Below are 21,155 nucleotides of genomic sequence, written 5' to 3'. Positions count from 1 at the left end.
GAGATCCCCCGGACGGGGGAAGAACGCCGGCGACGCCCCGGCCACAATGGCAGATGACCGAGGAGCAGCACAGATGCCAGCACAGGGAACGCCGTCGTCCAAGGGCCAGGAGATCCAGCGGACGTTCGACAGGATCACCGGCTACTACGACCTGATGAACCGCCTCATGACGTTGGGACGGCATGCCGCCTGGTGCCGGGAGGTCGCGGCGGGCGCGGAGGTGCCGCCAGGTGGCAGCATGCTCGACATCGCCACCGGCACCGGCGTCATCGCCCTCGCCGCGCGGGAGAGATATCCCAACTCGACCGTCCACGCCGTCGACTTCTCCGAGCGGATGCTGGCTGCGGCGGCGGGCAAACCGGGGGCCTCCGCCATCAGGTGGCAGCAGGCGGACGCCAACGACCTGCCCTTCGGCGACGAGTCCTTCGACGCCGTCACCCACGGCTATCTCCTGCGGAACGTGGAGAACGTCGAGCACGTGCTCGAAGAGCAGTACCGGGTGCTCAGACCAGGAGGCCGGGTCGTCATGCTGGAGACCTGCCCGCCGCGCGGACCGCTCCGCCACCCGGTGGAGCTGGGGGTCCGGGTCGTGATCCCCCTCCTCGGCCAGGTGGTCGCCCGCGACCGGCAGTCGTACGCCTACCTGCAGGAATCGACGCTCGGCTTCATGACTCCGCAGGAGGTCTCCGAGATCCTCCGCCGGGTCGGCTTCAGCTCCGTCGCGTGGAGGAAGAGGTTCCTCGGCACCCACATGATCATCTCCGCGGAGAAGCGGTAGGTCGTCGGACGACCCGGATCACAGCGGCAGGCTCGCCCGGACCCGCCACGTCCCGCCCGCCTCCTCCCAGGCGCACGTCCCGCCTGCGAGCCGGGCCCGCATGCGCATGCCGGTCAGGCCGCGCCCCGGCTCCCCGGGCCTGCCCAGGGTCGCGTTCTCCACGGTCAGGGTCAGGTCGGTGCCGACGGCGACGCCGAGCGTGACCGCGCCGTGCCCGTGGCGCAGGGCGTTGGTGAGCGCCTCCCTGGCGATCGCGAAGGCGGCCTGCGAGGTCGCGGGAGGTACCTTGCCGAGGGGGTCGACGCTCACCCGGACGTCGAGACCCTGGGTGAGCGCGCCGAGCGCCTCCAAGGTGGGCGCCTCGCCCGCCATGCCGTCGTCGAGCACGCCGAGCAGCACGTCGAGCTCCTGCTGGGCGTTGCGGGCGGTGGTGGTCAGGTGGCCGAGCGACTGCGCGGCGAGCGCGGGGGCGGCGCGCCGCAGCGCCGCCTCGGCCGCCATGGCCTGCACCAGGACGACGCTGAGGGCGTGGCCGACGGAGTCGTGCAGTTCCAGGGCGAGTGACTGGCGGCGGCCGAGCTCGTCGATCAGGCGGGACGGCTCGGAGCGCAGCAGCCGGCGCGCGACCCAGCGCTGGCCGAAACCCGTGGCGACCATCGCGGCCAGCGTGACGGCGGCGAGCAGCAGCACCTCGGCCACCTCGCCGGGCGCCGCGCGCCACGCCCGCGGGAGCAGCCCGGGAGACAGCGCCAGCACCACCGCGCTGAGCGTCGCGCCGACGTACAGGTGCAGGCTGGTCAGGACCACCAGGTAGAGGCGGTCACCGCGCTCGGGCACGTCGACGTCGAGCAGCTCCGACAGCGCGGTCACCTCCAGGCGGCGCGTCAGCGGCATCATCGCGAGCAGCACCGAGGCGGGCAGGCACGCGGCCCACAGCACCAGCACGCGTCCCGGTGTCAGCTCCGCGAGGATCAGCAGGCCGAGCCCGGCAGCGACCGGAGCCAGCAGCGCGGCGCCCAGCAGCTGGTAGACCCCGGCCCGCACGGCCTGGGCGAGACGGCGTTTCACGTGGACCGACGTTAGCCGACGCCTCCAGAAGTGCCCTCCCCCGGCGGGGGGAGATGGATCGATTCCAGCTCCCGTCGCATCCTGGGCAAGCAGCCGAGCGTGCAGGAGTCTCGGCACCGCCTGGTGCGCGAGATCTGCCACGGCGACACCGGGAAGGCCAGGAAGATCAGCTTGCGGCGTCGGGGCTGCTGCTCGATGCGCCGGGGTCATTGCCCAGGCGAAGGAGCGCGATCCGGTGCCGGCGAGGGGGCGCGCTCGGGTGCCTGGCCGTCGGATGACGCCACCGTGCCCCTGCCGGCCACCATCGCGACGATCACCTGGCCGGCGGCGGCGACGCACATCAGGATGATGGGTACCTGCCAGCCGGAACCGACGGTGTGCAGCAGCCCGAAGATCACCGGCCCTGCGGCGGCCAGGAGGTAACCGATCGATTGCGCCATCGCTGACAACGCGCCCGCCACGGTCGCGTCCTGGGCGCGCAGGCTGAGGAAGGCCAGAGCGAGGACCAGGCACGCTCCGCCGCCCAGCCCGAGGACAACGCTCCACAGCAACGCCCATCCCGGCGCCGCCAGAAGCCCAAGGTAGCCGGCGAGCAGAACGACGGAGCTCACCGTCGCCACCGCGCGCTGGTCACGCGCCCACCGCAGCGCGGCGGGCACTGCCAGGCTGGTCAGCACCGCGACCGCCTGGAACAGAAACAGCAGCCATCCCGCCGCGGCCGCGCTCACTCCGCTGTCCTGAAGCACCTGAGGCAACCATGTGACGACGACGTAGAAGCCCAGCGACTGCAGTCCCATGAACGCCGTGACCGCCCACGCCAGCGCTGATCCCCACGGCAACCGGTGCCTGCGGATCGCCTCCGAGGCGGGCCGCGACGTCCGCAGTTGCGGGAGCCACAGCACGACAGCCACCAGCGCGAGCACGATCCAGCACCCCAGCGCGGTGTGCCAACCGCCGGGGGCGACCTGGCTGATCGGCACCGCCACCCCGGAAGCCACCGCGGCGACAGCCCCCATCACCGTGGCGTACGCGCTGGTCAGCAGTCCCACTCTGGTAGGGAAGTCGCGCTTGATCAGGCTCGGCAGCAGGACGTTGCCCACGGCGATTCCCGCCCCGATCAGCACGGTGCCCGAGAACAGACCGATTGCTGCCGGTGCCCACCGGACCGCGATCCCGAGCGTCAGCACCACGAGCGCGGCCCAGAGGAGCCGCTCGGGTCCCCACTGCGCCGCCAGCCGCGGAACCACCGGAGACATCACCGCGAACGCCAGCAGGGGCAGCGTGCTCAGCAGACCGGCCACGGCCGGGGCCAACTCCAGTTCGGCCTGCACGCGATCCAGCAGCGGCCCCACGCCGGTCAGACTCGGCCGGAGGTTCGCCGCCACCACCAGCAACCCCCACACCAGTAGCGCCCGGTGGGAACGCCCCGTCGGCCGCTTTGGAGGGAGTGAGAACAGGATGAAACGCTCCTTCGACATGGTGCCGACCTCTCATGCATAATACGGAATGTGGAATCCGGATTCCGCAATCGAAGTCTAGGCAGAGGATCGTTTGGGATGTCAACTCCGCAGACCCGCCGCAAGACGCGTACCGACGCCGAGCGCAATCGAGATCGTGTCCTGGAGGCGGCTCGCGCGCTGTTCGCCGAGTTCGGTCACGACGTGCAGATGTCGGAGGTCGCCCGGGCGGCGGACGTCGGCATCGGCACCCTCTACCGCAAGTTCCCGACCCGGGAGGCCCTGATCGAGGCCATCGCCGAGCACCGGGCCGCCGAGATCGTCGCCACCGCCCGCCGGCTCGCCGACACCGACGATCCGGCTCAGGGCTTGGCCGGGTTCCTGCACCACGTGGGGGAGGTGCTGACGGGTGATCGTGGCATGTCCGAGGTGATCGAGAAGGTCATGGGCTCGGCCGAGCCGCGGGGAGAGACCCGCGAGGCGCTGCTCGCCGTCGTCGCAGAGCTGATCGACCGGGCGCGGGTGCGCGGCACGGTCGGGCAGGACGTGACGGCCGGCGACGTCAACATGGTCATCTGCGGCCTGGCGGCGGTCATCCGCAACGCTGCGGGCGATTGGAGGCGGTACATCGAGGTCGCCCTCGACGGTCTCCGTCCCCGCTGATCGGGCACCTTCCCAGTCCGGGCCTCTGCCCCAGGAAGCGCCCGCGCACGCGGTGATCGTGCCGCGCGGCAACGGGCCCGAGCCGGCGGCCTACGGCATCGACGGCGCCACCGCGGCCGTGACGCCGGCGATCAGTGCCCTCCTGCTCCTCCCTCGTGCGTCGGCCGGGGTCCGGCACGGGGACGCGAGGAGCTGAAGGCGTTCGGCGTCCACGCTGCCTGGCTCGGCGGTGTAGACCTGGAGGACAGGGCCCGGGTCGCCGGGCAGGGGATGGGTCTCCCAGCCGAGGGTGATCCCGCCGACCTCGGGGGCTGGAACAGTTTGGTCCCGGAGACCGCCACGCGAACGTCGTGCCGTGCCCACATGCGCCGGAAGTCGGCGCTGTGGCTGCCCAGTTCGCCGACGAGCGGGGTGGCGCGCGGGTGGTCGGGGTCGTCCGCGACGGCGGCGCGCAGCATGCCGATGGGGCTACCTGATCTCCGGCGGGCCGTTGGCGTGGCGTTCCTGGGCCGTGGCGGGGATTCGGCTCGAGCCCCGCTCTCGATGACCCTCGGAAAGGCCGACTGCGGCCGGCCCTTCCGAGGGTCATCACTTTGTGGTGAAGTCCTGGCCTCGCTGGTCCTTCGTGAGGTCGTCGGTGGGATCAGGGGTTCTGGAAGGTGACCTCCGGGTTGGCCGGCGACGGTCCGGTCAGCACCGGCTGGGGACTGCCTTTGAGGTTCAGGTCGAAGAAGGCACCGACGTAGGTGCGGGTGATCTGTTCCGCGCGCTGCGGGGAGAGCCCAGGGCCGGGCTTACCCGCCCATGCGGAGAGGACGGGCATGTCGGTGAACGTGCTGTGGTCGGAGTCGGCGACGGTCAGCCAGCGTTTCCAGCCGTTCAGGTTCTTCCATGCATGTTCCCAGGTGGGGTCCATGCCTGGGCTCTCGTGCTGGGCGCCGAGCATCAGGAAGGGGTGGTGGTCCAGGCCGGTGGCGGGGACCGGCGCGTAGAAGGTGCCGTCCATGTTCACCCCGGCCCGTACCCGGTGGTCGGTGGCCATGGTCGTGGCAGCGGCGTTTCCGCCGATGGAGTGCCCGGCCATGCCGATGCGCTTGGGGTCGATCATGCGGGCGTACTGCCAGGCCGGACGGTGAGCGGTCAGTTGGTCGATCACGAAGGAGATGTCCTTGGCCCGGCTCTTGGCGATGGCCGCAGGGCCGCCCTTGGGGGGCTTGTCGCAGATGGCGCAGGCGAGGGTGCGTCCGTCGGGGAAGGTCGTGCCGGAGGTCTCGTAGGTGTGGTCGACCAGGGCGACGACGTACCCGTGACTGGCCAGGTCCTCGGTGAGGCCGGTGAGTGTGGCCCGCGGGAACCCGAGGCCAGGTGAGAGCACCACCAGCGGAAACCTGCCAAGTGCCGGGCGTGCGTCGGTATGCGCCCAGGTGCGGATTCCGCTGAGCTTCTCGGGCGGGATGGCGGCGCCCGGAGCCTTCGCCTGTAGGAACAGCCGGGCCTCCTCGGTGGTCATGTACGGGGCCGGTCCGCCAGTCCCGGGCCGGGCGGGGTAGTACATCGACGCCATCAGCTGCCGTGGGCCCGCCGACGGTTCCCAGGGATCTGGACGGCGGGCGTCGACCAGGCGCATCGTGGCGCGGCCCACCGCGTGCGAGCCGGTCGGGCGAGGCAGCGCCGCGGTCCCGGAGGCGTACGAGACCGTGAAGGGAGTGGCGCGTGCCGCCGCCACTATCTGGGCCGGTGAGGCGGCGCAGGCCGTCGCGGCGGTGAAGCCCAGCAGGACAGCGGCTACCCGGCCGAGCGGCCGGGTCATATCAGTGTTCATCGGGTTTCCTTGAACTGTTCGCGGAAGGATGAGGGCGTGCGTCATCGGCGGCACCGGGCGAGCCGGTGCCACTGAACGAGTGCGGGAGAGTCAGCCGATCCGGCGGCGCAGCAGCCAGATGGTGGCGATGCCCAGCAGCAGGATGAGCAGGCCCATCCAGCCGGCCTCGATGAACTGGAACGGCCAGAACCGGCCGGCGGGATGGTAACTCGTGACGACGGTGTAGTGCTGGGCCCGGAGCCAGTTGCCGAAGGTGACTGCGGGAAGCCCGTCGCCGGACGACGAGAGCAGCGCCCATTTCGAGTGCAGGCTTTGGCTCTGGGCGTGGCTGAGCAGGTGACCGGCGGGGTCCACGTATGCCGTGTCGACCGCCCAGTCACGTGGGCCGATGCTGCCGGCGGTGGTGAAGGGTGTCATGTAGTGCTGGCGAAGTTTGAAGACGGTCGCCGCGACGAGGCCGAACGAGGCGAGGAAGACCGTGCCGACCGTGATCATGGTGCGGCGGATCAGCAGGCCCGCGAACACCGCGGCCGTGAAGGCCAACAGCGTCTGGACCGGGAAGGCGATGCCCTGGAACTCGAAGCCGAGGTAGTTACCGAAGGCCCTGGATATGACGTGGTCCAGAGGAGCGTTGTACCAGGTGTACAGGACGCCGTAGGCGGCCGTTACCACGACCAGCACGGCGGCGATCAGCACCAGCTTGGTCACCAGCCAGCGGGTACGCCCGGCCCCCTGAGTCCAGGCGAACCGGTAGGTGCCCATCTCCAGCTCACGCGCGATCAGCGGCCCCCCGATAAAGGCGCCGAACGCCCCGGGGAGCAGCAGCAGGAACATCAACGGCCAGCTCGGCGGATAGGCGCTGAACAGCTCCTGGGCGAGCTGCTTGCAGGTGCCGCTGGTGAAGGAGGCGCACCGCGCGAGCCCGAGCTGGTCGTAGGTCGAACGGGCCCGCAGGCCCTCGACCACCATCAGCATGGCGAAGCCGGCCAGCATCCCCAGCAGGCCGTAGAAGGCGAACCGGTGCTGGCGCCAGGTGATCCAGGCGAGGCCGAGCCGGGGCAGTGAGCCGCCATGGGCGCTGCGCGGTGAATAGGTCGTCATCAGCATGCCACCGCTTCACTGCGAGCTCGTGCCGGGCCGGGCAGCGCCGAGGCCGAGGGCTCGCGCATGTAGGCCAGTACCAATTCCTCCAGGCCGATCGGGTGCCGTTGCCAGCCCGGCGGCGCGGCGGAGGGGTTGGAGGTGCGGATCAGCAGGTGCGCCTGCGCGGAAGTGCGCCGGTCCCGGACCACCGGGAAGCGCTGGGCAACGGTGTCGGCCTGCTCGGCTGGGCCGGTCAGAACGTGATGCCCGGCCGCCAGGTCCTCGACCTCGCCGGCGACCTGCACCTGCCCGCCCTGGACGACGACGAGGTAGTCGCAGACCCGCTCCAACTCGGCGACGACATGGGAGGAAAACACCACAGAGACGTCTTCCTCGGCCACCGCCGCCATCAGGGCCGCCATGAAGTCGTGCCGGGCCACCGGATCGAGGGCGGCCAGCGGCTCGTCCAGGATCAGCAGCTTCGGACGTTTGGCGAGAGCGAGCGTGAGCGCGACCTGAGAGCGCTGGCCGCCCGACAGTGCGCCGACCTTCTTGTTCAGTGGGATGCCCAGCTCCGCCAGCCGGCCCTGAGCGCGTGCGGTGTCCCACTGCCGGTTCAGGTTGCGCCCCACCCGAAGCATGTCGGCGACGGACAGGTTGCGGTAGAGGGCGGCGTCCTGGGCCATGAAGGCGACCCCGTCCAGCGCGGCCGGCGATCCCGCCGGCAGGTCACCCAGCACCCGCACGTCGCCGGCCGTGGGCGTGGCCAGGCCGACGGCGAGACTCAGCAACGTGGTCTTGCCCGCGCCGTTCGGGCCGACCAGCCCGACCACATGCCCGGCGGGGATCGCCAGCGAACAGTCCCGCAACGCCCAGGTCCGCCCATAACGCTTGCCAAGCCCGGACGTCTCGATCGCGATGCCCGCGCTCACGCGACCACCCCAGCCCGGCTGCCGCCGTCTTCCTCGTCCACCCGGCCCTCACGGCTCTGGCGCAGGTCGTGCAACGCGGCGGTGAACAGCGCGGCCATGCCGTCCTCATCCAGCCCGGCTGTGCTCGCCGTACGCATCCAGGCCAGCATGCTCTTCTGCAGAACGGCCTGCTCGCGCAACCCCACCTTGCCCAGCGTGCCCTCGACGAAGGTGCCGACGCCGCGCCGCCCGACCACCAAGCCACGGTGCTCCAGCTCTCGGTAGGCCTTCAGCACCGTGTTCGGGTTGATGGCCAGCCCGGCGACGATGTCCTTGACCCTCGGCAGCTGATCACCCTGCCGCAGATACCCCAGCCGCAGCGCCTGCTCCACCTGATGGACCAGCTGGAGATAGGTCGGCACCCCCGAGCCGGGATCGAGTCGGAACTCGATCGGCGACGGCGAACCATCTTTATCTACATCCATAGTTATTGAGTTAAACGGATTTGATCGCCATCGTCAACTTCAAACACTGGCGCCCCATGAGTCGCTACTCTCATGTACGCGACGGTGACCTCTTATCCCGTACATGAGCGATCATGACGGCGCCACGACCAGGACAACCCCTCGCCGGGACGGTGCCCGACTCCGGCACGTTATCCGGTACATCACCGAAGACATCGCGCGGCGGCAGGCATGAGCGCCGCGTCTAAGATCACCACCCTTCGCCGGCAAGGCGTCAGCCTCCCCGCAGCCGCCGACGCCTTCCTCGCCACCCCGTGCAACGCCAACCCCAACACGCACCGCGCCTACGTCTCGGCCATCGACCGCGTCGCCGCGCTGCTCGGCCGCGACCGGCCACTCGCCGACGTCACCGACATCGAGATCGGCACCGCGCTCACCGAACTCTGGGGAGCGAGCGCGCCGGCCACCTGGAACCGCAACCGCGCCGCCATCACCTCCTGGCTCACCTGGTGCCAGACCAAGAAGCACTGGGCCGCCCCCTCGGTGCCGGCCGACGCCGAACGCCGCAAGGAGAGCGCCGATGAGACCCGCGCGGTCGCCAAGACCACCATCCACCGGCTGCTGTCCCGCCGCGACATCCCGCTGCGCGAGAAGACCCTGTGGCGGATCCTCTATGAAACGGCGGCCAGAGCCGCGGAGATTCTGGCGCTGAACGTCGAAGACCTCGACCTGGAGCACCGCCGCGCCCCCGTCCGTTCCAAAGGCGGCGCCATCGAGTGGGTGTACTGGGACAGCGGCACCGCCCACCTGCTGCCTCGGCTCCTCCGGCTCCCGGACGGCAGCACCCGCACGCACGGCCCGCTGTTCCTGTCCGCACGCCGACCGGTCCCCGCCCGCCGTCCGGCCGCCGCCGACATCTGCCCGCACACCGGCCGCGCCCGCCTCGGCTACGACCGCGCCCGCGTCCTGCTGGACAAGTACGCCGGGCTCGATCTGCACCAGCTGCGCCACTCCGCCACCACCCACCTCGGCGAGGCCGAAGTCCCGCTGCAGCTCATCATGGGCAAGACCCGGCACCAGAACCCCCGCACCGCCATGCGCTACGTCAAACCCGGCGCTGAGGCCATCGCCAAGGTCACCGAGGTCCTGGCATCCCGCCGCCGAACCCATTGGGGCCGGGCCCTACGCCTCGCCCAGGCCCAGGGCCGATCGCCGGGTCACAGTCCTGTGCCGTCGCGTCCGACGCCGCCGACGATCAGGCAGGGGACGTCGTGAGGGTTGTGCCACTCGTGCGCCTTCTGGGACGGCACATGGACTGTGTCGCCCACGGCGACGGCGTGTTGCACACCGTCGATCGTCACCATCGCGGCCCCCTCGACGCAGTGGTGGAACTCCTCGGTGGCGTGCGAGAGCCCTCGCATCGTTCCCCCGGGCCGCAGCAGCAGGCGGAACGGCTGCAGCCCCCTCATCGGGACGGGCAGGTAGGAGATGGTGACGCGCCCGTCGTCGTCGTCGACCACACGCGCCTCGGAGAGTGGGACGCAGTGTCGGCTGCGCAGCTCCTGCAGGTCACCGAGCAGGTCACCGACGGTCACGGCGTAGACGTCGGCGAGCCTCATGAGACGGGTGACCGCGATCTCCGACTCGCCCCGTTCGACGAGCCCGATGAAGGAGGCGGACAGCTGGCTGCGGCGGGCGGCGTCGCGGACCGACCAGCCGCGCTGCTCGCGCAGCCGCCGCAGTCGGTCGCCGATCGTGCGGATCGTGCCGTCGCCGGAGGTCGCGGTGGGGCCTGCCATCATGATGGTCAGGGTACGGCCCGTCGCGCGCCCTTGGCGCCCCCGGCCAGGGCACACCGCAGGACGGTGTCGAAGCGGGGCGGGGCCTGCATGTCGAGGCATCCGCCGACGCCAGAGGTCACGCATCGCGCCGTACGCGTCGGCGGGCGCCGGGCGGCCGAGGCCGCGGGCGGGTCCCGGAGACGCCCGGAACGCGGTGCGAGAGCGGCGTCAGCCATCACCATGATGCTCACTATATTGCGCACAATCACGAATCTTCCATCTTCCTGCCGCCATCCGCCGCATGTATGCTGCGGCGACTGACCGATATATCGGTCACGCGGCGAAAGGGAGCGTGTGTGGTGAGAAGAGGGGCGCGATGCGTACGCTGACGGGAACCCCGGCGGACGACGGCTTCCGCATGCCGGCCGAGTGGGAGCCCCACGAGGGCTGCTGGATGCTGTGGCCCGAGCGGCCCGACAACTGGCGGGCGGGAGCCAAACCCGCGCAGGCGGCCTTCGCCGCGGTCGCCCACGCGGTCGCCGACGCCGGCGATCCGGTTACCGTCGGGGTCTCGGCGGCGCAGTTCCGCCACGCGCGCGCGTCGCTCTCGGCGGCGATTCGCGTCGTCGAGCTCAGCTTCGACGACGCCTGGATCCGCGACACCGGCCCCACCTTCGTCCTCGACGACGAAGGCGGCCGTCGCGGCGTCGACTGGGTCTTCAACGCCTGGGGTGGCCTGGAGGGCGGCCTCTACTTCCCGTGGGACGCCGACGATCAGGTCGCCGGCAAGGTGCTGGAGATCGAGCGCGGCGATCGCTACCGCGCGCCGTTCGTGCTTGAGGGCGGGTCGATCCACGTCGACGGGGAGGGCACCTGCCTGACGACCGAACAGTGCCTGCTCAACCCCAACCGCAACCCCGGACGCTCCCGCGAGCAGCTTGAGCGGCTGCTGTCGGACTACCTCGGGATCGAGCGCGTGATCTGGCTCGGCGCCGGGGTCCATGCGGACGAGACCGACGGCCACATCGACAACCTCGCCTGTTTCGTACGGCCCGGCGTCGTCTGTCTCACCTGGACCGACGACGAGCAGGACCCGCAGCACGCGGTCAGCCGCGACGCGCTCGAGCGGCTGGAACGCGCGACCGACGCGCGCGGCCGCCCGCTCGAAGTGCACAAGGTCCCGCTGCCCGGCCCGTTGCATTACAGCGAGGAAGAGGCGCGCGGGATCGACCGGCGCGGCGAAGGCGAGCCCTGGCGGCTCGGGCTGCGGATGCCCGGCTCCTACGTGAACTTCTATGTCGCCAACCGCGGCGTCGTCGTGCCGCTGCTCGACCCTCGCCGCGATGAGCAGGTGGTCGCCCAGCTCGGCGACCTGTTCCCCGGACGCGAGGTGATCGGCGTCCCCGCGCGCGAGGTGCTGCTGGGCGGCGGCAACGTGCACTGCATCACCCAGCAGGTTCCCGCGCCTCGCCCGTGGGGGAACTGATGCGTGCTCGCGTGCCCGTCCTCCTGCTGGCCTGCGCCGTGACCTTCGCCGCCGCGGGCTGCGGCGGCTCCGGCTCGGACGACGCCGGCAGGGGGAGAGGAGCCGGCCCCGTCGCCCCGGGCGGCACGTTCCGTTACGCGGTCGCGGGCGATCCCGGTGATCTCGATCCGGCCAGAACGGTCACCGACAACGCGTATCGGATCTTCACGTTCGCCTACGACAGCCTGCTCGACAGCTCCCCCGACGGCGAAGTCGTGTCCAACCTCGCCACCAGCTGGAAGATCACACCGACGGTCGCGACGTTCACCTTACGCAGAGACGTCACCTGCTCCGACGGGAGCCCTGTCACCGCGACGACGGTCGCGCAGAACCTGAACGCCCTGAAGGATCCGAAGACGCAGTCGCCGCGGCTGCCGATAGCGATGTCGACCGGCGACTACACCGTCGTCGCGGACGACGCCCGCGCGACGGTGACGGTCCACTTCAAAGCACCCGTCAGCTTCCTCTCCTATACGATCCAGGCGCTTCCGATCGTCTGCGGCGAGGGCCTGCGCGACCGCGGCCTCCTCGCACGGGGCACGAGCGGAACCGGCCCCTACGTGCTGAAGGAAGCGGTCCCCGGCGACCACTACACCCTGACCCGCCGCGAGGGCTACAGGTGGGGTCCCGACGGTGCCACCAACGACGAGCCCGGCCAGCCGGAGACGGTCGTGATCGAAGTGGTGCCGAACCCGACCACGGTCGCCAACCTGCTGCTCGCCGGTGAGCTGTCCGGCGCGCGCGTCAACACCGCCGACGCCAAGCGGCTGGAGCAGCGCGGGCTCGCCGAGCAGAAGCACGCATCGGGCCTGACGCAGATGCTGTTCAACCAGGCGAAGGGGCGGCCGGCGGCCGACCCGGCCGTCCGGCGCGCGCTGACGATGGCGGTCGACCGCGAGCAGCTGGCGAAGATCGTCTCCGGGCCGGACGGGCGCGTCGGCCAGAGCGTCGTGCCCGAGGCCTCGACGCCCTGCCCGGTGCCGGGCGTCAACGCCGCGATCCCGGCCTTCGACACCGCCGCCGCGGCGGCCCTGCTCGACAAGGCCGGCTGGGCCAAGGGGCCCGACGGCGTACGCGAGAAGGACGGGACACGACTGCGGCTCAGCGTGATCAGCAACTCCGACTCAGGCCCGGCGTTCGTCTCGGCGACCGAGCTGGTCGTGAGGGCGTGGCGTGAGCTCGGCGCCGACGTCGGAATCGTCGGCGGAAATGCCCAGGTCACGATACAGGCGCTCGCGAGCGGCAACTGGGATGTCGTCCCGCTGCTCGGCATCAGCGTCGCGGTGCCCTCCCAGTTCGTCTCGCTGGCGAGTGGCCCGGTGCCGCCGCAGGGGATCAACTATGGCGCGATCGACAATCCGGAGTACCTGGCGCTCGCCGGCAGAGCGGCCGCGACGGCCGACGAACGGGCGGCGTGCGAGAACTGGAACGCGGCCGAGGCCGCGCTGTTCGAGGCGGCCGACGTCGTCCCGATGGTCGCACTGTACGAGCGCTGGTGGGCGGCGAAGACCGCGACGTTCACGACGACGGCGTTCGACATCATCCCGACGAGCATCCGCATGCGTCAGGGCTGAGCCGTGACGCGCTCTCCCGCCACCGCCTGGGCCGTCGCGCCGCACGCCCGACTGGCGTCGGCCGCGCCGCGCGGCCGGCTCGTCGTCGTGGACGACGCCTCACACATGGTCCACCTCGACGCGCCCGGCGCGATCGTCGAGGCGGCTGCCGACATTCTCGAGGAGATCGCATGAATTCCCAGGGCGCAGTCCGCATCGAGCGCGACGAATGGGGCGTCGCGTACGTCACCGCGAGGGAGGAGCGTGACATCTTCTTCGGTCTCGGTTACGCACAGGCCTCCGATCTGCTGCACGAGCTGCTCGGCCAGTACAAGCTGGTGCGCGGGGAGCTGTCGAGCGTGCTCGGCGAGGCGGCGCTGGAGCGTGACACCGAGGCGCTTCGCTGGGGCTACCTCGCGCAGGCGCGTGCCGACTACGCGCGGGCCGCACCGGCCATGCGGGCGCGTTACGCCGCCTTCGTCGCCGGCATCGACCGCTATCTGCGGGATCACCCCGGAGAGGTTCCGGCGTGGGCGCCGCCGTTGGAGCCGGCGCTGCCGATCGCCGCGATGCGGGCGCTCGTGCAGCACTGGGCGACCGCGGACGGCCGCGCCGTCCTCGCCGCGGCCGGGATCGGGTCCGCCCCCGCGGTGGAGCGCGGCTCCAACGCCTGGGCGCTGCTTCCGCAGCGGACCGCCGACGGCGCGACCTACCTGCTGAGCGACCCGCACCTGCCGCTCGGCGGGCTGTTCGGGGAGTTCGTGCCCCCGCCGGCGTGGATCGCGGCGGCCATGCCGCGCGGAGGGTTCGCCGGCCACGAGGTCGTCGCACGCGCCGGCGAGCTGTCGATCACGGGGGTCGTCGCGGCCGGCACCCTGCTGCCGCTCATCGGCCACGGCGCGCACTGCGCGTGGGGGCTGACGACCGGAGGGCCGGCCGTCTCGGACGCCTACCGCATCCGCGTCGAGCCCCACGACGAGCTGGCGTGGCGGTGCGACGGCGAGCTGCGCCAGATCGACCGGCGCAGCGAGTGGATCGCGGTGGCAGGACGGGCCGAGCCGCTTGAGGTCGTCGTCGAGACGGTCGAGCTGAACGGCGCCCGCACGCCGGTGATCGCCCGCGCGGACGGCTGCGCCTATGCCGTCAGCACCGCCTACGCCGAGGATCTCTGGCGACTCGACGAGCAGCTTCTGGCGATGTACCGGGCGCGTGACATCGACGAGCTGAAGGCGGCGTTCGAGCCGTGCGTGTTCCTGCCCCAGAACGTCGTCGCCGCCGACGTCCACGGCGACGCCTGGTACGTGCGCGCCGGCCACGCGCCGCGAAGGCCCGCGCAGCCCGACAGGAACGTGCCGCTCGACGCCGACGACGCCGCCGGCGTCTGGCAGGGCTGGTACGAGCTCGACGAGCTGGTCCAGCACCGCGGCTCGAAGACCGGCTTCCTGCAGAACTGCAACACCGCCCCCGACACCCTGACGGGCCCGCACCCCTACCCCGCGATCGACCTCACCGCCTATCCTCCTGTGCTCGTCAACGACCGCCCCGGCCGTTCCAACACCCGTGGTGACCGCGCCGTCGAGCTGCTGGCGAGCACGTTCGGGGCGGACCTCGACGACGCCGTCGCGATCGCGCTCGACGACCTGTGGCCGGAGACGGCCGCATGGCAGCGGGCACTCTCGCAGGCGCTGCGCGTGACCCCGCCCGACGCGGCCGACCGCCCCTTCGCGCGGCTGCTGCTGGCGTTCGACGGCCGCGCTCACGCGACCTCGCCGGGTGCGCTGGGGTGGCTGCTGTGGCGTGAGCAGGTGTGCGACCTGCCGGCCGAGCCGGGGGAGGGAGCGGAGCTGACCGCCACCGTCCTCGCCGGCAGGGCGCTCACACCGGCGCAGGAGGGGCTGCTGCGCCGCGCGCTCGCCGCGGCGGCCGAGCGGATGCGCGGCACGCCGCACGGGTTGGGCACCGCGCTCGGAGAGGTGCTGCGCTTCGGTGCGGCGGCCGGCGGCGGCGCCGCCTTCCTCGCGCACCGGCCCGTCGCCGGGGAGGACCTGCCGCTGGTCGCGCCGCTGCGCGTCGCGATGTACTCCGACGTCGATCCAGGCAGCGGCCGCGCCCGTGCCTACTTCGGCGGCCCGTCGTTACGGCTGACGAGGCTCGGGCCCGACGGTGTCCGCTCATGGTCGGCGGTCGAGCCCGGCCGGCGGGAGGGCCGCGGCGGCGGGCACTCCGCCGGCCAGGACCTGTCCGCCGGCGGCAGGCTCCGCGCGCTCGCACCCGCGGACGCGCCGCCGGGGACGCTGACGCTCGAGGCCGAGCTGACCCCGACCGCGGCGCCGGACGCGGGCTGACATGCGGCATCCCTGGCTTCGCTTCGCGCTGCGCCGTGCCGCCGGGTTCGCCGTCTCGCTCGCGGTGCTGGTGACCGTCACGTTCCTGATCACCCAGCTCGTTCCAGGCGACCCGGTGCGCGCCTCGCTCGGCCCGACCGCGCCGGCCTCGCTCGTGCAGGAGCGCCGCGCCGCGCTGCACCTCGACGAGCCGGTGCCGCGGCAGTTCCTGTACTACGTCGAGGGGCTTCTGAGTGGCGACTTCGGCCGCTCGTTCACCAGCGGCCGGCCCGTCGCCGAGGTGATCGCCGACCGTTTCCCGATGACGTTACGGCTCGCGCTGGCCGCCTTCGTCCTGACGCTGCTGGTCGCCGTGCCGCTCGGGACGGCGATCGCCGTGCTGACGCGCGGCGGGCGCCGGCCGGGCGCCGAGAAGTCGTTCTCGCTGGCGACGGGATTCGTCCTGTCGGTGCCGGAGTACCTGATGGCGACCGCGCTCGTCGCGCTGTTCGCCGTGACGCTCGACTGGCTGCCGATCACGGGGTCCAGCGGCTGGACGGCGTACGTGCTGCCGCTGGCGGCCGTCAGCGCGGCGCCGATCGCGGTTCTCGCCCGGATCACGAGGGTCGAGACGCTGAAGGTGCTCGACCAGGAGTACATGCGCGTCGCCCGCGGCAAACGGCTGCCGCGGCGGCTGCTGTACGTCCGCCACGCGCTCCCCAACACGCTGACCGCGACGCTGACCGTCGGGGGCATGCTGCTCGCCGGCCTCGTCGCGGGCACGGTGATCGTCGAGAACGTCTTCTCCTGGCCGGGGCTGGGCACGGCGATCGTCGAGGCGATCCCGCAGAAGAACTACCCGCTGGTTCAGGCGATCGCGCTGCTGCTCGGCACGATCGTGCTGCTGGTCAACTTCGTCGTCGACATGCTGCTGGCACGGCTGGACCCGCGCTCGCTGATCGGGGAGAGCTGAGATGGGACGCAAGCGGCTCTCGCCGGCCCGCGTGGCGATGCTCGCCGTCTTCGGGGTACTGCTGGCGCTCGCGCTCGTGGGGCCGATGCTCTGGGGCGACCGCGCAGCAGCGGTGGACCTCGAAAGGCTCGGCGAAGGGGCGTCGTGGGCGCACCCGTTCGGGACCGACGACCTCGGCCGCGACATGCTCGCGCGTGTGCTGGTCGCGACCCGCCTTTCCCTCGTGCTCGCGTTGCTGACGGCCGGGCTCGGCTGCGGCCTCGGGCTGCTGCTGGGGCTCCTGCCCACCGTGCTCGGCCCGCGTCTGGGCAAGCTCGCCGGCAGTGCGATCGGCCTGCTGCTGGCGTTGCCGGGCCTGCTGCTCGCGCTGCTGGTCGCGACGATCACCGGCGTCGGCGCGACGGGTGCGGTCGTCGGGCTGGCGGTCGCGATCGCGCCCGCCTTCGCGCGCCTGACGCAGACGCTCGCGGCGCAGGTCGCCGGTTCCGAGTACGTCGCCGCCGCCCGCATGACGGGGATCTCGCTGCCGCGGCTGATGCTCCGCCACGTCCTGCCCAACATCGCGCCCGCGCTGGTGCTGCAGGTGGCGATGGCGATCGGCGGGGCGCTGCTGGCGCTGTCGGCGCTGAGCTTTCTCGGCCTCGGCGTGCAGGAGCCGCAGTACGACTGGGGCGCGCTGCTCAACGCCGGACTGGATCGCATCTACGTGACGCCGGCGGCGGCGCTCGGGCCCGGAATCGCGATCATCGTCGCCGGGGTCGCCTTCAACGTCACCGGCGACGCTCTCGCCGGCGCGCTGGCGGGTGAGACGATCCGACCGGCCCGGCGGTCCGGGCGCGGTCGTTCCCGATCGGCGGCCGCCTCCTCTGCCGTCCCCGCGAGCGGCCCGTCTGCGGCCGGTTCCGACGCCGTCCTCCAGGTCGACGGTCTCTCGGTCACCTTCGAGGGGGAAGGCGGCACGCTCACGCCCGTCCGCGACGTCAGCTTCTCCGTCGCGGCCGGCGAGCGCGTCGGGATCGTCGGCGAGTCGGGATCGGGCAAGAGCCTCACGGCACTCGCGATCGCTGATCTCATCGAACCGCCTGGAACCGTACAGGCCGAACGGCTGGCGCTCCATGGACGGGATCCGCGCGAGCTGCCCGAGCGCGAACGCCGGCGGCTGCTGGTGACGTCGCTGGCGATGGTCTTCCAGGATCCGCTCAGCTCGCTTAACCCGGTCCTGCGCATCGAGCGGCAGGTGGGCGAAGCCGCGCAGGCGCACCTCGGGGCGACGCGCGGGCAGGCGCGCGTGCGTGCCGTCGAGCAGCTGCGCGAGCTGCGGATCCCGGGCGCCGCCCGACGGATGAGGCAGCACCCGCACGAGTTGTCCGGCGGAATGCGGCAGCGCGTCACGATCGCGATGGGGCTGACGACACGCCCGAGCCTGATCGTCGCCGACGAGCCGACGACGGCGCTCGACGTCACCGTCCAGCGTCAGGTGCTGCGCGTGCTGCGCCGCGTCAATGCCGAGCACGGCACGGCCGTGGTCCTGATCTCGCACGACATCTCGGTGATCTCGGCTTTCTGCGAGCGCGTGCTCGTGATGTACGCGGGCCGCGTCGTCGAGGAACTCGCCGCCGACCGCATGCGCGTGGATGCGGCGCATCCCTACACGAGGGCGCTGCTGGCCGCGACGCCTACGCTCGACGCCGACCTGGACCGCCCGCTGGCGACGATCCCCGGACGCCAGCCGGCGCTCGACGCCGTCCCCGGCGGCTGTGCGTTCGCGCCCCGCTGCGCGCATGCGAGCGACCGCTGCCGCGAGCGGCTGCCGCTGCTGGAGACGCTGGGAGAGGGACGGCGCGTCGCCTGCTGGCACCCCCAGGGCGCCGCGCTGCCGGTGCGGGAACAGGAGATGAAGCGGTGAACACACTGTCGGTGCGTGACCTCCGCGTGCGGGTCGGCGACGGCCGTGCGGCGATGACGGCCGTCGACGGCGTCACGCTCGACCTCCCGGCAGGGGGCGCGCTCGGGCTGGTCGGCGAGTCGGGCTCCGGCAAGTCGACCTGCGCGCGGGCGATCGTCGGCCTCACGCCGGCCGCCGGCGGCCAGGTACTGCTCGACGGCCGCGACTACGCCGGGGCTCGCGGCCGTCGCCTGAGGGAGCTGCGGCGGCGCGTGCAGCTCGTCTTCCAGGATCCTCGCGCGTCGCTGAACCCGCGCATGACCGTCGGAGAGGCGATCGGAGAGGCGGCGGCGGCAGGGCGCCGGCTCAGCCGCCAGGCACGCGCCGCGGAGGTCGCGCGCCTGCTGGAGCAGGTCGCGCTCGACCCCGCCCACGCGCAGGTCCGGCCGGGCGCGCTCTCCGGCGGGCAGCGCCAGCGCGTCGCCCTCGCGCGCGCTCTCGCCACCCGTCCGGACGTGATCGTCGCCGACGAGGTGACGGCGGCGCTCGACGTCTCGGTGCAGGGCTCGGTGCTCAACCTGCTGCGGCGGCTGCGCGCCGAGACCGGCCTGGGCCTCTTGGTGATCTCCCATGATCTCGCAGTGGTCCGCTACCTCTGCACGGAGATCGCGGTCATGCACCTCGGGCGGATCGTCGAGCGGGCGCCGACGCCCACGCTGCTGGCCGCTCCGCAGCATCCGTACACCCGCGCGCTGATCGAGGCGGCCGCACTCGCCGGGCTCGACGGTGAGCAGGTCGCCGAGGGCGAGCCGCCGGACCCGCTGCACCCGCCGTCGGGCTGCCGCTACCGCACGATCTGCCCGGTCGGCCCGCTCGCCGACGAGTCGCGCCGGATCTGCGTCACGCTCGACCCGGCCGTCGGCGCCGACGGCCGCCGGCATCGGGCCGCCTGCCACTTCGTCCCGCCCGAGACGGTGGTGTGAGCAGCGAAGCGTCACGCCGGTGGCCGGGTGAGTCTGGCGGCCACGGCGTCGAGGACCCACTCCAGGCCGGTCGCGAAGGACGTCTCGGCGTCCACCTCCGTGCCGTCGTGCACGACCTTGGCCAGCGTCGGGAAGCGGCCCGTGGCCAGCATCCTGCTCACATGCGGGCCTGAGGCGCGCTGCCAGTCGCGCTCGGACAGGCCCGTGGCGCGCTCGGCCCGCAGGTTCGCGATCTCGCGCCTGATCGCGCCGGTGAAGTAGGCGCTGACGGTCTCCACGGCGCGCATGACGGTGTCGACGTCGGCGAGGCCGTCGAGGGGGGCCAGCGTGGCCTCGGTCACGGCGAGGGCGTTCGGGCCCAGGGTCGGACGGCCGCCGAGCAGGTCGGCCAGCCATTCGTGACGGAGGGCGGCCTGCCTGGTGCGGTGGGCGTGGACGCGCAGCGCCTCCCGCCAGTGGCCGGGCTGCCGCTCGGGGAGGATCTCGGCGTGGACCTCGTCCACCATGAGGTCGAACAGCTCCTCCTTGGTGGAGATGTAGCCGTAGAGCCGCATCGGGCCGACGTCGAGCCGGGCTGCGACCTTGCGCAACGACACCGCCTCCAGCCCGCCCTCGTCGGCCAGTGCGACGGCGGCGGCGACGATCCGCGCGCGGTCGAGCGGCGCGGGGCGAGTCGGCGGCTCCGGCCGGTCCCACACAGTCATGCATACATCGTACTGTTGCGATACGCCGTCTCGCAGAAATACAGTGTATCGACATGAGACATCGTATCGCGGTGATCGGAGCCGGCCCGGCCGGCCTCACCTTCGCCCGCGTCCTGCACCGCCACGGTCACCCCGTCACCGTCCTCGAACGCGATCCCGCCCCCGACGCCCGCCCCCCGGGCGGCACGCTGGACCTGCACGAGAACCTGGGCCAGCTCGCGCTGGGCAAGGCGGGGCTGCTGGCGGAGTTCCAGGCGCTGGCCCGCCCCGAGGGGCAGGCCATGCGCATCCTGGACACGGACGGCACGGTGCTTCGCGACTGGCGACCCGGTCCCGACGACCTGGCCAATCCCGAGATCGATCGCGGGCAGCTCCGGGACCTGCTGCTCGGCCCGCTGGACGTTCGATGGGGGAGGGCCGTGACGGAGGTGGTGCCGGGGACGCGGGACGGCGTGCTGGTCCGTTCCGCGGACGGGCGGCAGGAGACGTTCGACCTCGTGGTCGGCGCGGACGGCGCCTGGTCCCGGGTCCGCCCGGCGGTGTCGTCCGCGACGCCCCACTACACCGGCGTCACCTTCGTCGAGACCTCCCTGGACGACGTCGACACCCGCCACCCCGCCCTCGCCCGGCTGATCGGCGACGGGGCCCTGGCCGTGTACGGCGTCAACCGTGCCCTCGTCGCCCAGCGCAACAGCGGCGGCCACGTCAAGGTGTACGCCCAGTTCCGCGCGCCGCTGGACTGGCACACGGGCCTGGACCTGGCCGACGCCGAGGCCGTGCGATCACGCCTGCTGGCTCTGTTCGACGGCTGGACCGCTCCCGTCCTCGACCTCCTCCGCCACGGCACCGCTTTCGCCCACCGCCCTCTGCACGTCCTGCCGGTGTCCCACACCTGGGCCCACGTCCCCGGGGTGACGCTCCTCGGCGACGCCGCCCACCTGATGCCCCCCTTGGGCGTGGGCGCGAACCTCGCCATGCTGGAAGGCGCCGAACTCGCCGAGTCCGTCGCCGCCGCCCCCGGCCCTCGCGATCTGGACGAGGCCGTCCGCGCCTTCGAGGAACAGATGTGGGCACGGGCCGGCAGCTGGGCGAAGATGACGGCGGCCGGTCTGGAACGCCTCGTGAGCCCGGACCCCGCCCAGGCCCTCGCCCTCTTCGACGAAGTCCAGCCGTCCTGACCG

Annotated in this window: 19 protein-coding genes and 1 pseudogene; 11 read left to right on the top strand and 9 right to left on the bottom strand. The window is 72.2% G+C overall.

The annotated features are described in order from the left end of the window. Positions 1 to 73 precede the first annotated feature (73 nt). Positions 74 to 778, top strand: a complete 705-nt coding sequence (locus tag BMX74_RS05365; RefSeq protein WP_055501880.1) for a ubiquinone/menaquinone biosynthesis methyltransferase — start codon at positions 74 to 76, stop codon at positions 776 to 778. Positions 779 to 796: 18 nt separating this feature from the next. On the opposite strand, the gene BMX74_RS05360 is transcribed toward BMX74_RS05365, so the two are convergent. Together BMX74_RS05360 and BMX74_RS05355 are read right to left on the bottom strand one after the other, a co-directional pair. Beyond that, positions 797 to 1,846: a sensor histidine kinase gene (locus tag BMX74_RS05360; protein WP_177227235.1), complete on the bottom strand. Its 1,050-nt coding sequence runs from the start codon at positions 1,844 to 1,846 to the stop codon at positions 797 to 799. Positions 1,847 to 2,052: 206 nt separating this feature from the next. Continuing rightward, entirely contained in the window at positions 2,053 to 3,324 is a 1,272-nt protein-coding gene (locus BMX74_RS05355; RefSeq protein WP_091098699.1) for a CynX/NimT family MFS transporter, read from the bottom strand. A gap of 78 nt (positions 3,325 to 3,402) precedes the next feature. On the opposite strand from BMX74_RS05355, the gene BMX74_RS05350 reads away from it, so the two are divergent. Next, on the top strand, positions 3,403 to 3,966 hold the full coding sequence (locus tag BMX74_RS05350) for a TetR/AcrR family transcriptional regulator (protein ID WP_091098697.1): 564 nt from the start codon (positions 3,403 to 3,405) through the stop codon (positions 3,964 to 3,966). A 90-nt stretch (positions 3,967 to 4,056) separates the two neighbouring features. Here the strand turns inward: BMX74_RS05350 and BMX74_RS46465 are convergent. The 5 genes and pseudogenes from BMX74_RS46465 to BMX74_RS05325 all read right to left on the bottom strand — a co-directional run bounded on the left by BMX74_RS46465 (position 4,057) and on the right by BMX74_RS05325 (position 8,267). Then, a pseudogene (locus BMX74_RS46465) lies at positions 4,057 to 4,511 on the bottom strand (MmyB family transcriptional regulator). 98 nt (positions 4,512 to 4,609) lie between these two features. Then, on the bottom strand, positions 4,610 to 5,788 hold the full coding sequence (locus BMX74_RS05340) for an alpha/beta hydrolase family protein (protein WP_091098694.1): 1,179 nt from the start codon (positions 5,786 to 5,788) through the stop codon (positions 4,610 to 4,612). Positions 5,789 to 5,878: 90 nt separating this feature from the next. After that, on the bottom strand, positions 5,879 to 6,895 hold the full coding sequence (locus BMX74_RS05335) for a hypothetical protein (RefSeq protein WP_091098693.1): 1,017 nt from the start codon (positions 6,893 to 6,895) through the stop codon (positions 5,879 to 5,881). Beyond that, positions 6,889 to 7,803 (bottom strand): ABC transporter ATP-binding protein, encoded by a 915-nt coding sequence (locus BMX74_RS05330; RefSeq protein WP_091098691.1) that lies wholly within the window; start codon positions 7,801 to 7,803, stop codon positions 6,889 to 6,891. Before BMX74_RS05330 ends, BMX74_RS05335 begins: the two co-directional genes overlap by 7 nt. After that, positions 7,800 to 8,267: a GntR family transcriptional regulator gene (locus tag BMX74_RS05325; protein ID WP_091098690.1), complete on the bottom strand. Its 468-nt coding sequence runs from the start codon at positions 8,265 to 8,267 to the stop codon at positions 7,800 to 7,802. The genes BMX74_RS05330 and BMX74_RS05325 overlap by 4 nt, the downstream gene beginning before the upstream one ends. A gap of 210 nt (positions 8,268 to 8,477) precedes the next feature. Between BMX74_RS05325 and BMX74_RS05320 the strand changes: the two genes are divergently transcribed. Then, positions 8,478 to 9,521 carry a tyrosine-type recombinase/integrase gene (locus tag BMX74_RS05320; RefSeq protein WP_091098687.1) on the top strand — a complete coding sequence of 348 codons (1,044 nt, stop codon included), beginning with the start codon at positions 8,478 to 8,480 and terminating at the stop codon, positions 9,519 to 9,521. Here the strand turns inward: BMX74_RS05320 and BMX74_RS05315 are convergent. Beyond that, positions 9,464 to 10,048, bottom strand: coding sequence for a helix-turn-helix domain-containing protein (locus BMX74_RS05315; RefSeq protein WP_177227233.1), 585 nt, complete (start codon positions 10,046 to 10,048; stop codon positions 9,464 to 9,466). The genes BMX74_RS05320 and BMX74_RS05315 overlap by 58 nt on opposite strands. A gap of 355 nt (positions 10,049 to 10,403) precedes the next feature. Here BMX74_RS05315 and aguA point away from each other — a divergent pair, with 355 nt between their 5' ends. The 7 genes from aguA to BMX74_RS05285 are packed head-to-tail and all read left to right on the top strand — an operon-like array spanning position 10,404 to position 19,270. Continuing rightward, entirely contained in the window at positions 10,404 to 11,513 is a 1,110-nt protein-coding gene (gene aguA, locus BMX74_RS05310; RefSeq protein ID WP_055501870.1) for an agmatine deiminase, read from the top strand. Next, positions 11,513 to 13,126: an ABC transporter substrate-binding protein gene (locus tag BMX74_RS05305; protein WP_091098683.1), complete on the top strand. Its 1,614-nt coding sequence runs from the start codon at positions 11,513 to 11,515 to the stop codon at positions 13,124 to 13,126. Before aguA ends, BMX74_RS05305 begins: the two co-directional genes overlap by 1 nt. Before the next feature lie 3 nt (positions 13,127 to 13,129). Beyond that, complete coding sequence (locus BMX74_RS43845; protein ID WP_176573287.1) at positions 13,130 to 13,300, top strand: alpha/beta fold hydrolase; 171 nt, start codon at positions 13,130 to 13,132, stop codon at positions 13,298 to 13,300. Then, complete coding sequence (locus tag BMX74_RS05300) at positions 13,297 to 15,450, top strand: penicillin acylase family protein (protein ID WP_091098680.1); 2,154 nt, start codon at positions 13,297 to 13,299, stop codon at positions 15,448 to 15,450. Before BMX74_RS43845 ends, BMX74_RS05300 begins: the two co-directional genes overlap by 4 nt. A 1-nt stretch (position 15,451) precedes the next feature. Further along, on the top strand, positions 15,452 to 16,402 hold the full coding sequence (locus BMX74_RS05295) for an ABC transporter permease (protein ID WP_091098678.1): 951 nt from the start codon (positions 15,452 to 15,454) through the stop codon (positions 16,400 to 16,402). A gap of 37 nt (positions 16,403 to 16,439) precedes the next feature. Next, positions 16,440 to 18,308, top strand: a complete 1,869-nt coding sequence (locus BMX74_RS05290) for a dipeptide/oligopeptide/nickel ABC transporter permease/ATP-binding protein (RefSeq protein ID WP_256256797.1) — start codon at positions 16,440 to 16,442, stop codon at positions 18,306 to 18,308. Then, positions 18,305 to 19,270 carry an oligopeptide/dipeptide ABC transporter ATP-binding protein gene (locus BMX74_RS05285; protein ID WP_218153881.1) on the top strand — a complete coding sequence of 322 codons (966 nt, stop codon included), beginning with the start codon at positions 18,305 to 18,307 and terminating at the stop codon, positions 19,268 to 19,270. Before BMX74_RS05290 ends, BMX74_RS05285 begins: the two co-directional genes overlap by 4 nt. Before the next feature lie 11 nt (positions 19,271 to 19,281). On the opposite strand, the gene BMX74_RS05280 is transcribed toward BMX74_RS05285, so the two are convergent. Further along, positions 19,282 to 19,974, bottom strand: coding sequence for a TetR/AcrR family transcriptional regulator (locus BMX74_RS05280; RefSeq protein ID WP_091098674.1), 693 nt, complete (start codon positions 19,972 to 19,974; stop codon positions 19,282 to 19,284). Between the two features lie 53 nt (positions 19,975 to 20,027). On the opposite strand from BMX74_RS05280, the gene BMX74_RS05275 reads away from it, so the two are divergent. Next, positions 20,028 to 21,152, top strand: coding sequence for an FAD-dependent oxidoreductase (locus tag BMX74_RS05275; RefSeq protein ID WP_091098672.1), 1,125 nt, complete (start codon positions 20,028 to 20,030; stop codon positions 21,150 to 21,152). Positions 21,153 to 21,155 lie beyond the last annotated feature (3 nt).

Source organism: Nonomuraea pusilla, assembly GCF_900109355.1.
GTDB classification, from domain to species: Bacteria; Actinomycetota; Actinomycetes; order Streptosporangiales; family Streptosporangiaceae; genus Nonomuraea; species Nonomuraea pusilla.
This window is presented reverse-complemented; position numbering and strand designations above follow the sequence as displayed.

What these genes read in the sequence shown, in the direction of transcription:
- BMX74_RS05365 (WP_055501880.1), top strand. Translation starts at nt 74, where the DNA reads ATGCCAGCACAGGGAACGCCGTCGTCCAAGGGCCAGGAGATCCAGCGG.
- BMX74_RS05355 (WP_091098699.1), bottom strand. Translation starts at nt 3,324, where the DNA reads ATGTCGAAGGAGCGTTTCATCCTGTTCTCACTCCCTCCAAAGCGGCCG.
- BMX74_RS05280 (WP_091098674.1), bottom strand. Translation starts at nt 19,974, where the DNA reads ATGACTGTGTGGGACCGGCCGGAGCCGCCGACTCGCCCCGCGCCGCTC.
- BMX74_RS05290 (WP_256256797.1), top strand. Translation starts at nt 16,440, where the DNA reads ATGCTCGCCGTCTTCGGGGTACTGCTGGCGCTCGCGCTCGTGGGGCCG.
- aguA (WP_055501870.1), top strand. Translation starts at nt 10,404, where the DNA reads ATGCGTACGCTGACGGGAACCCCGGCGGACGACGGCTTCCGCATGCCG.
- BMX74_RS05300 (WP_091098680.1), top strand. Translation starts at nt 13,297, where the DNA reads ATGAATTCCCAGGGCGCAGTCCGCATCGAGCGCGACGAATGGGGCGTC.
- BMX74_RS05320 (WP_091098687.1), top strand. Translation starts at nt 8,478, where the DNA reads ATGAGCGCCGCGTCTAAGATCACCACCCTTCGCCGGCAAGGCGTCAGC.
- BMX74_RS05325 (WP_091098690.1), bottom strand. Translation starts at nt 8,267, where the DNA reads ATGGATGTAGATAAAGATGGTTCGCCGTCGCCGATCGAGTTCCGACTC.
- BMX74_RS05335 (WP_091098693.1), bottom strand. Translation starts at nt 6,895, where the DNA reads ATGCTGATGACGACCTATTCACCGCGCAGCGCCCATGGCGGCTCACTG.
- BMX74_RS05305 (WP_091098683.1), top strand. Translation starts at nt 11,513, where the DNA reads ATGCGTGCTCGCGTGCCCGTCCTCCTGCTGGCCTGCGCCGTGACCTTC.
- BMX74_RS05340 (WP_091098694.1), bottom strand. Translation starts at nt 5,788, where the DNA reads ATGAACACTGATATGACCCGGCCGCTCGGCCGGGTAGCCGCTGTCCTG.
- BMX74_RS05315 (WP_177227233.1), bottom strand. Translation starts at nt 10,048, where the DNA reads ATGATGGCAGGCCCCACCGCGACCTCCGGCGACGGCACGATCCGCACG.
- BMX74_RS05350 (WP_091098697.1), top strand. Translation starts at nt 3,403, where the DNA reads ATGTCAACTCCGCAGACCCGCCGCAAGACGCGTACCGACGCCGAGCGC.
- BMX74_RS05275 (WP_091098672.1), top strand. Translation starts at nt 20,028, where the DNA reads ATGAGACATCGTATCGCGGTGATCGGAGCCGGCCCGGCCGGCCTCACC.
- BMX74_RS05295 (WP_091098678.1), top strand. Translation starts at nt 15,452, where the DNA reads ATGCGGCATCCCTGGCTTCGCTTCGCGCTGCGCCGTGCCGCCGGGTTC.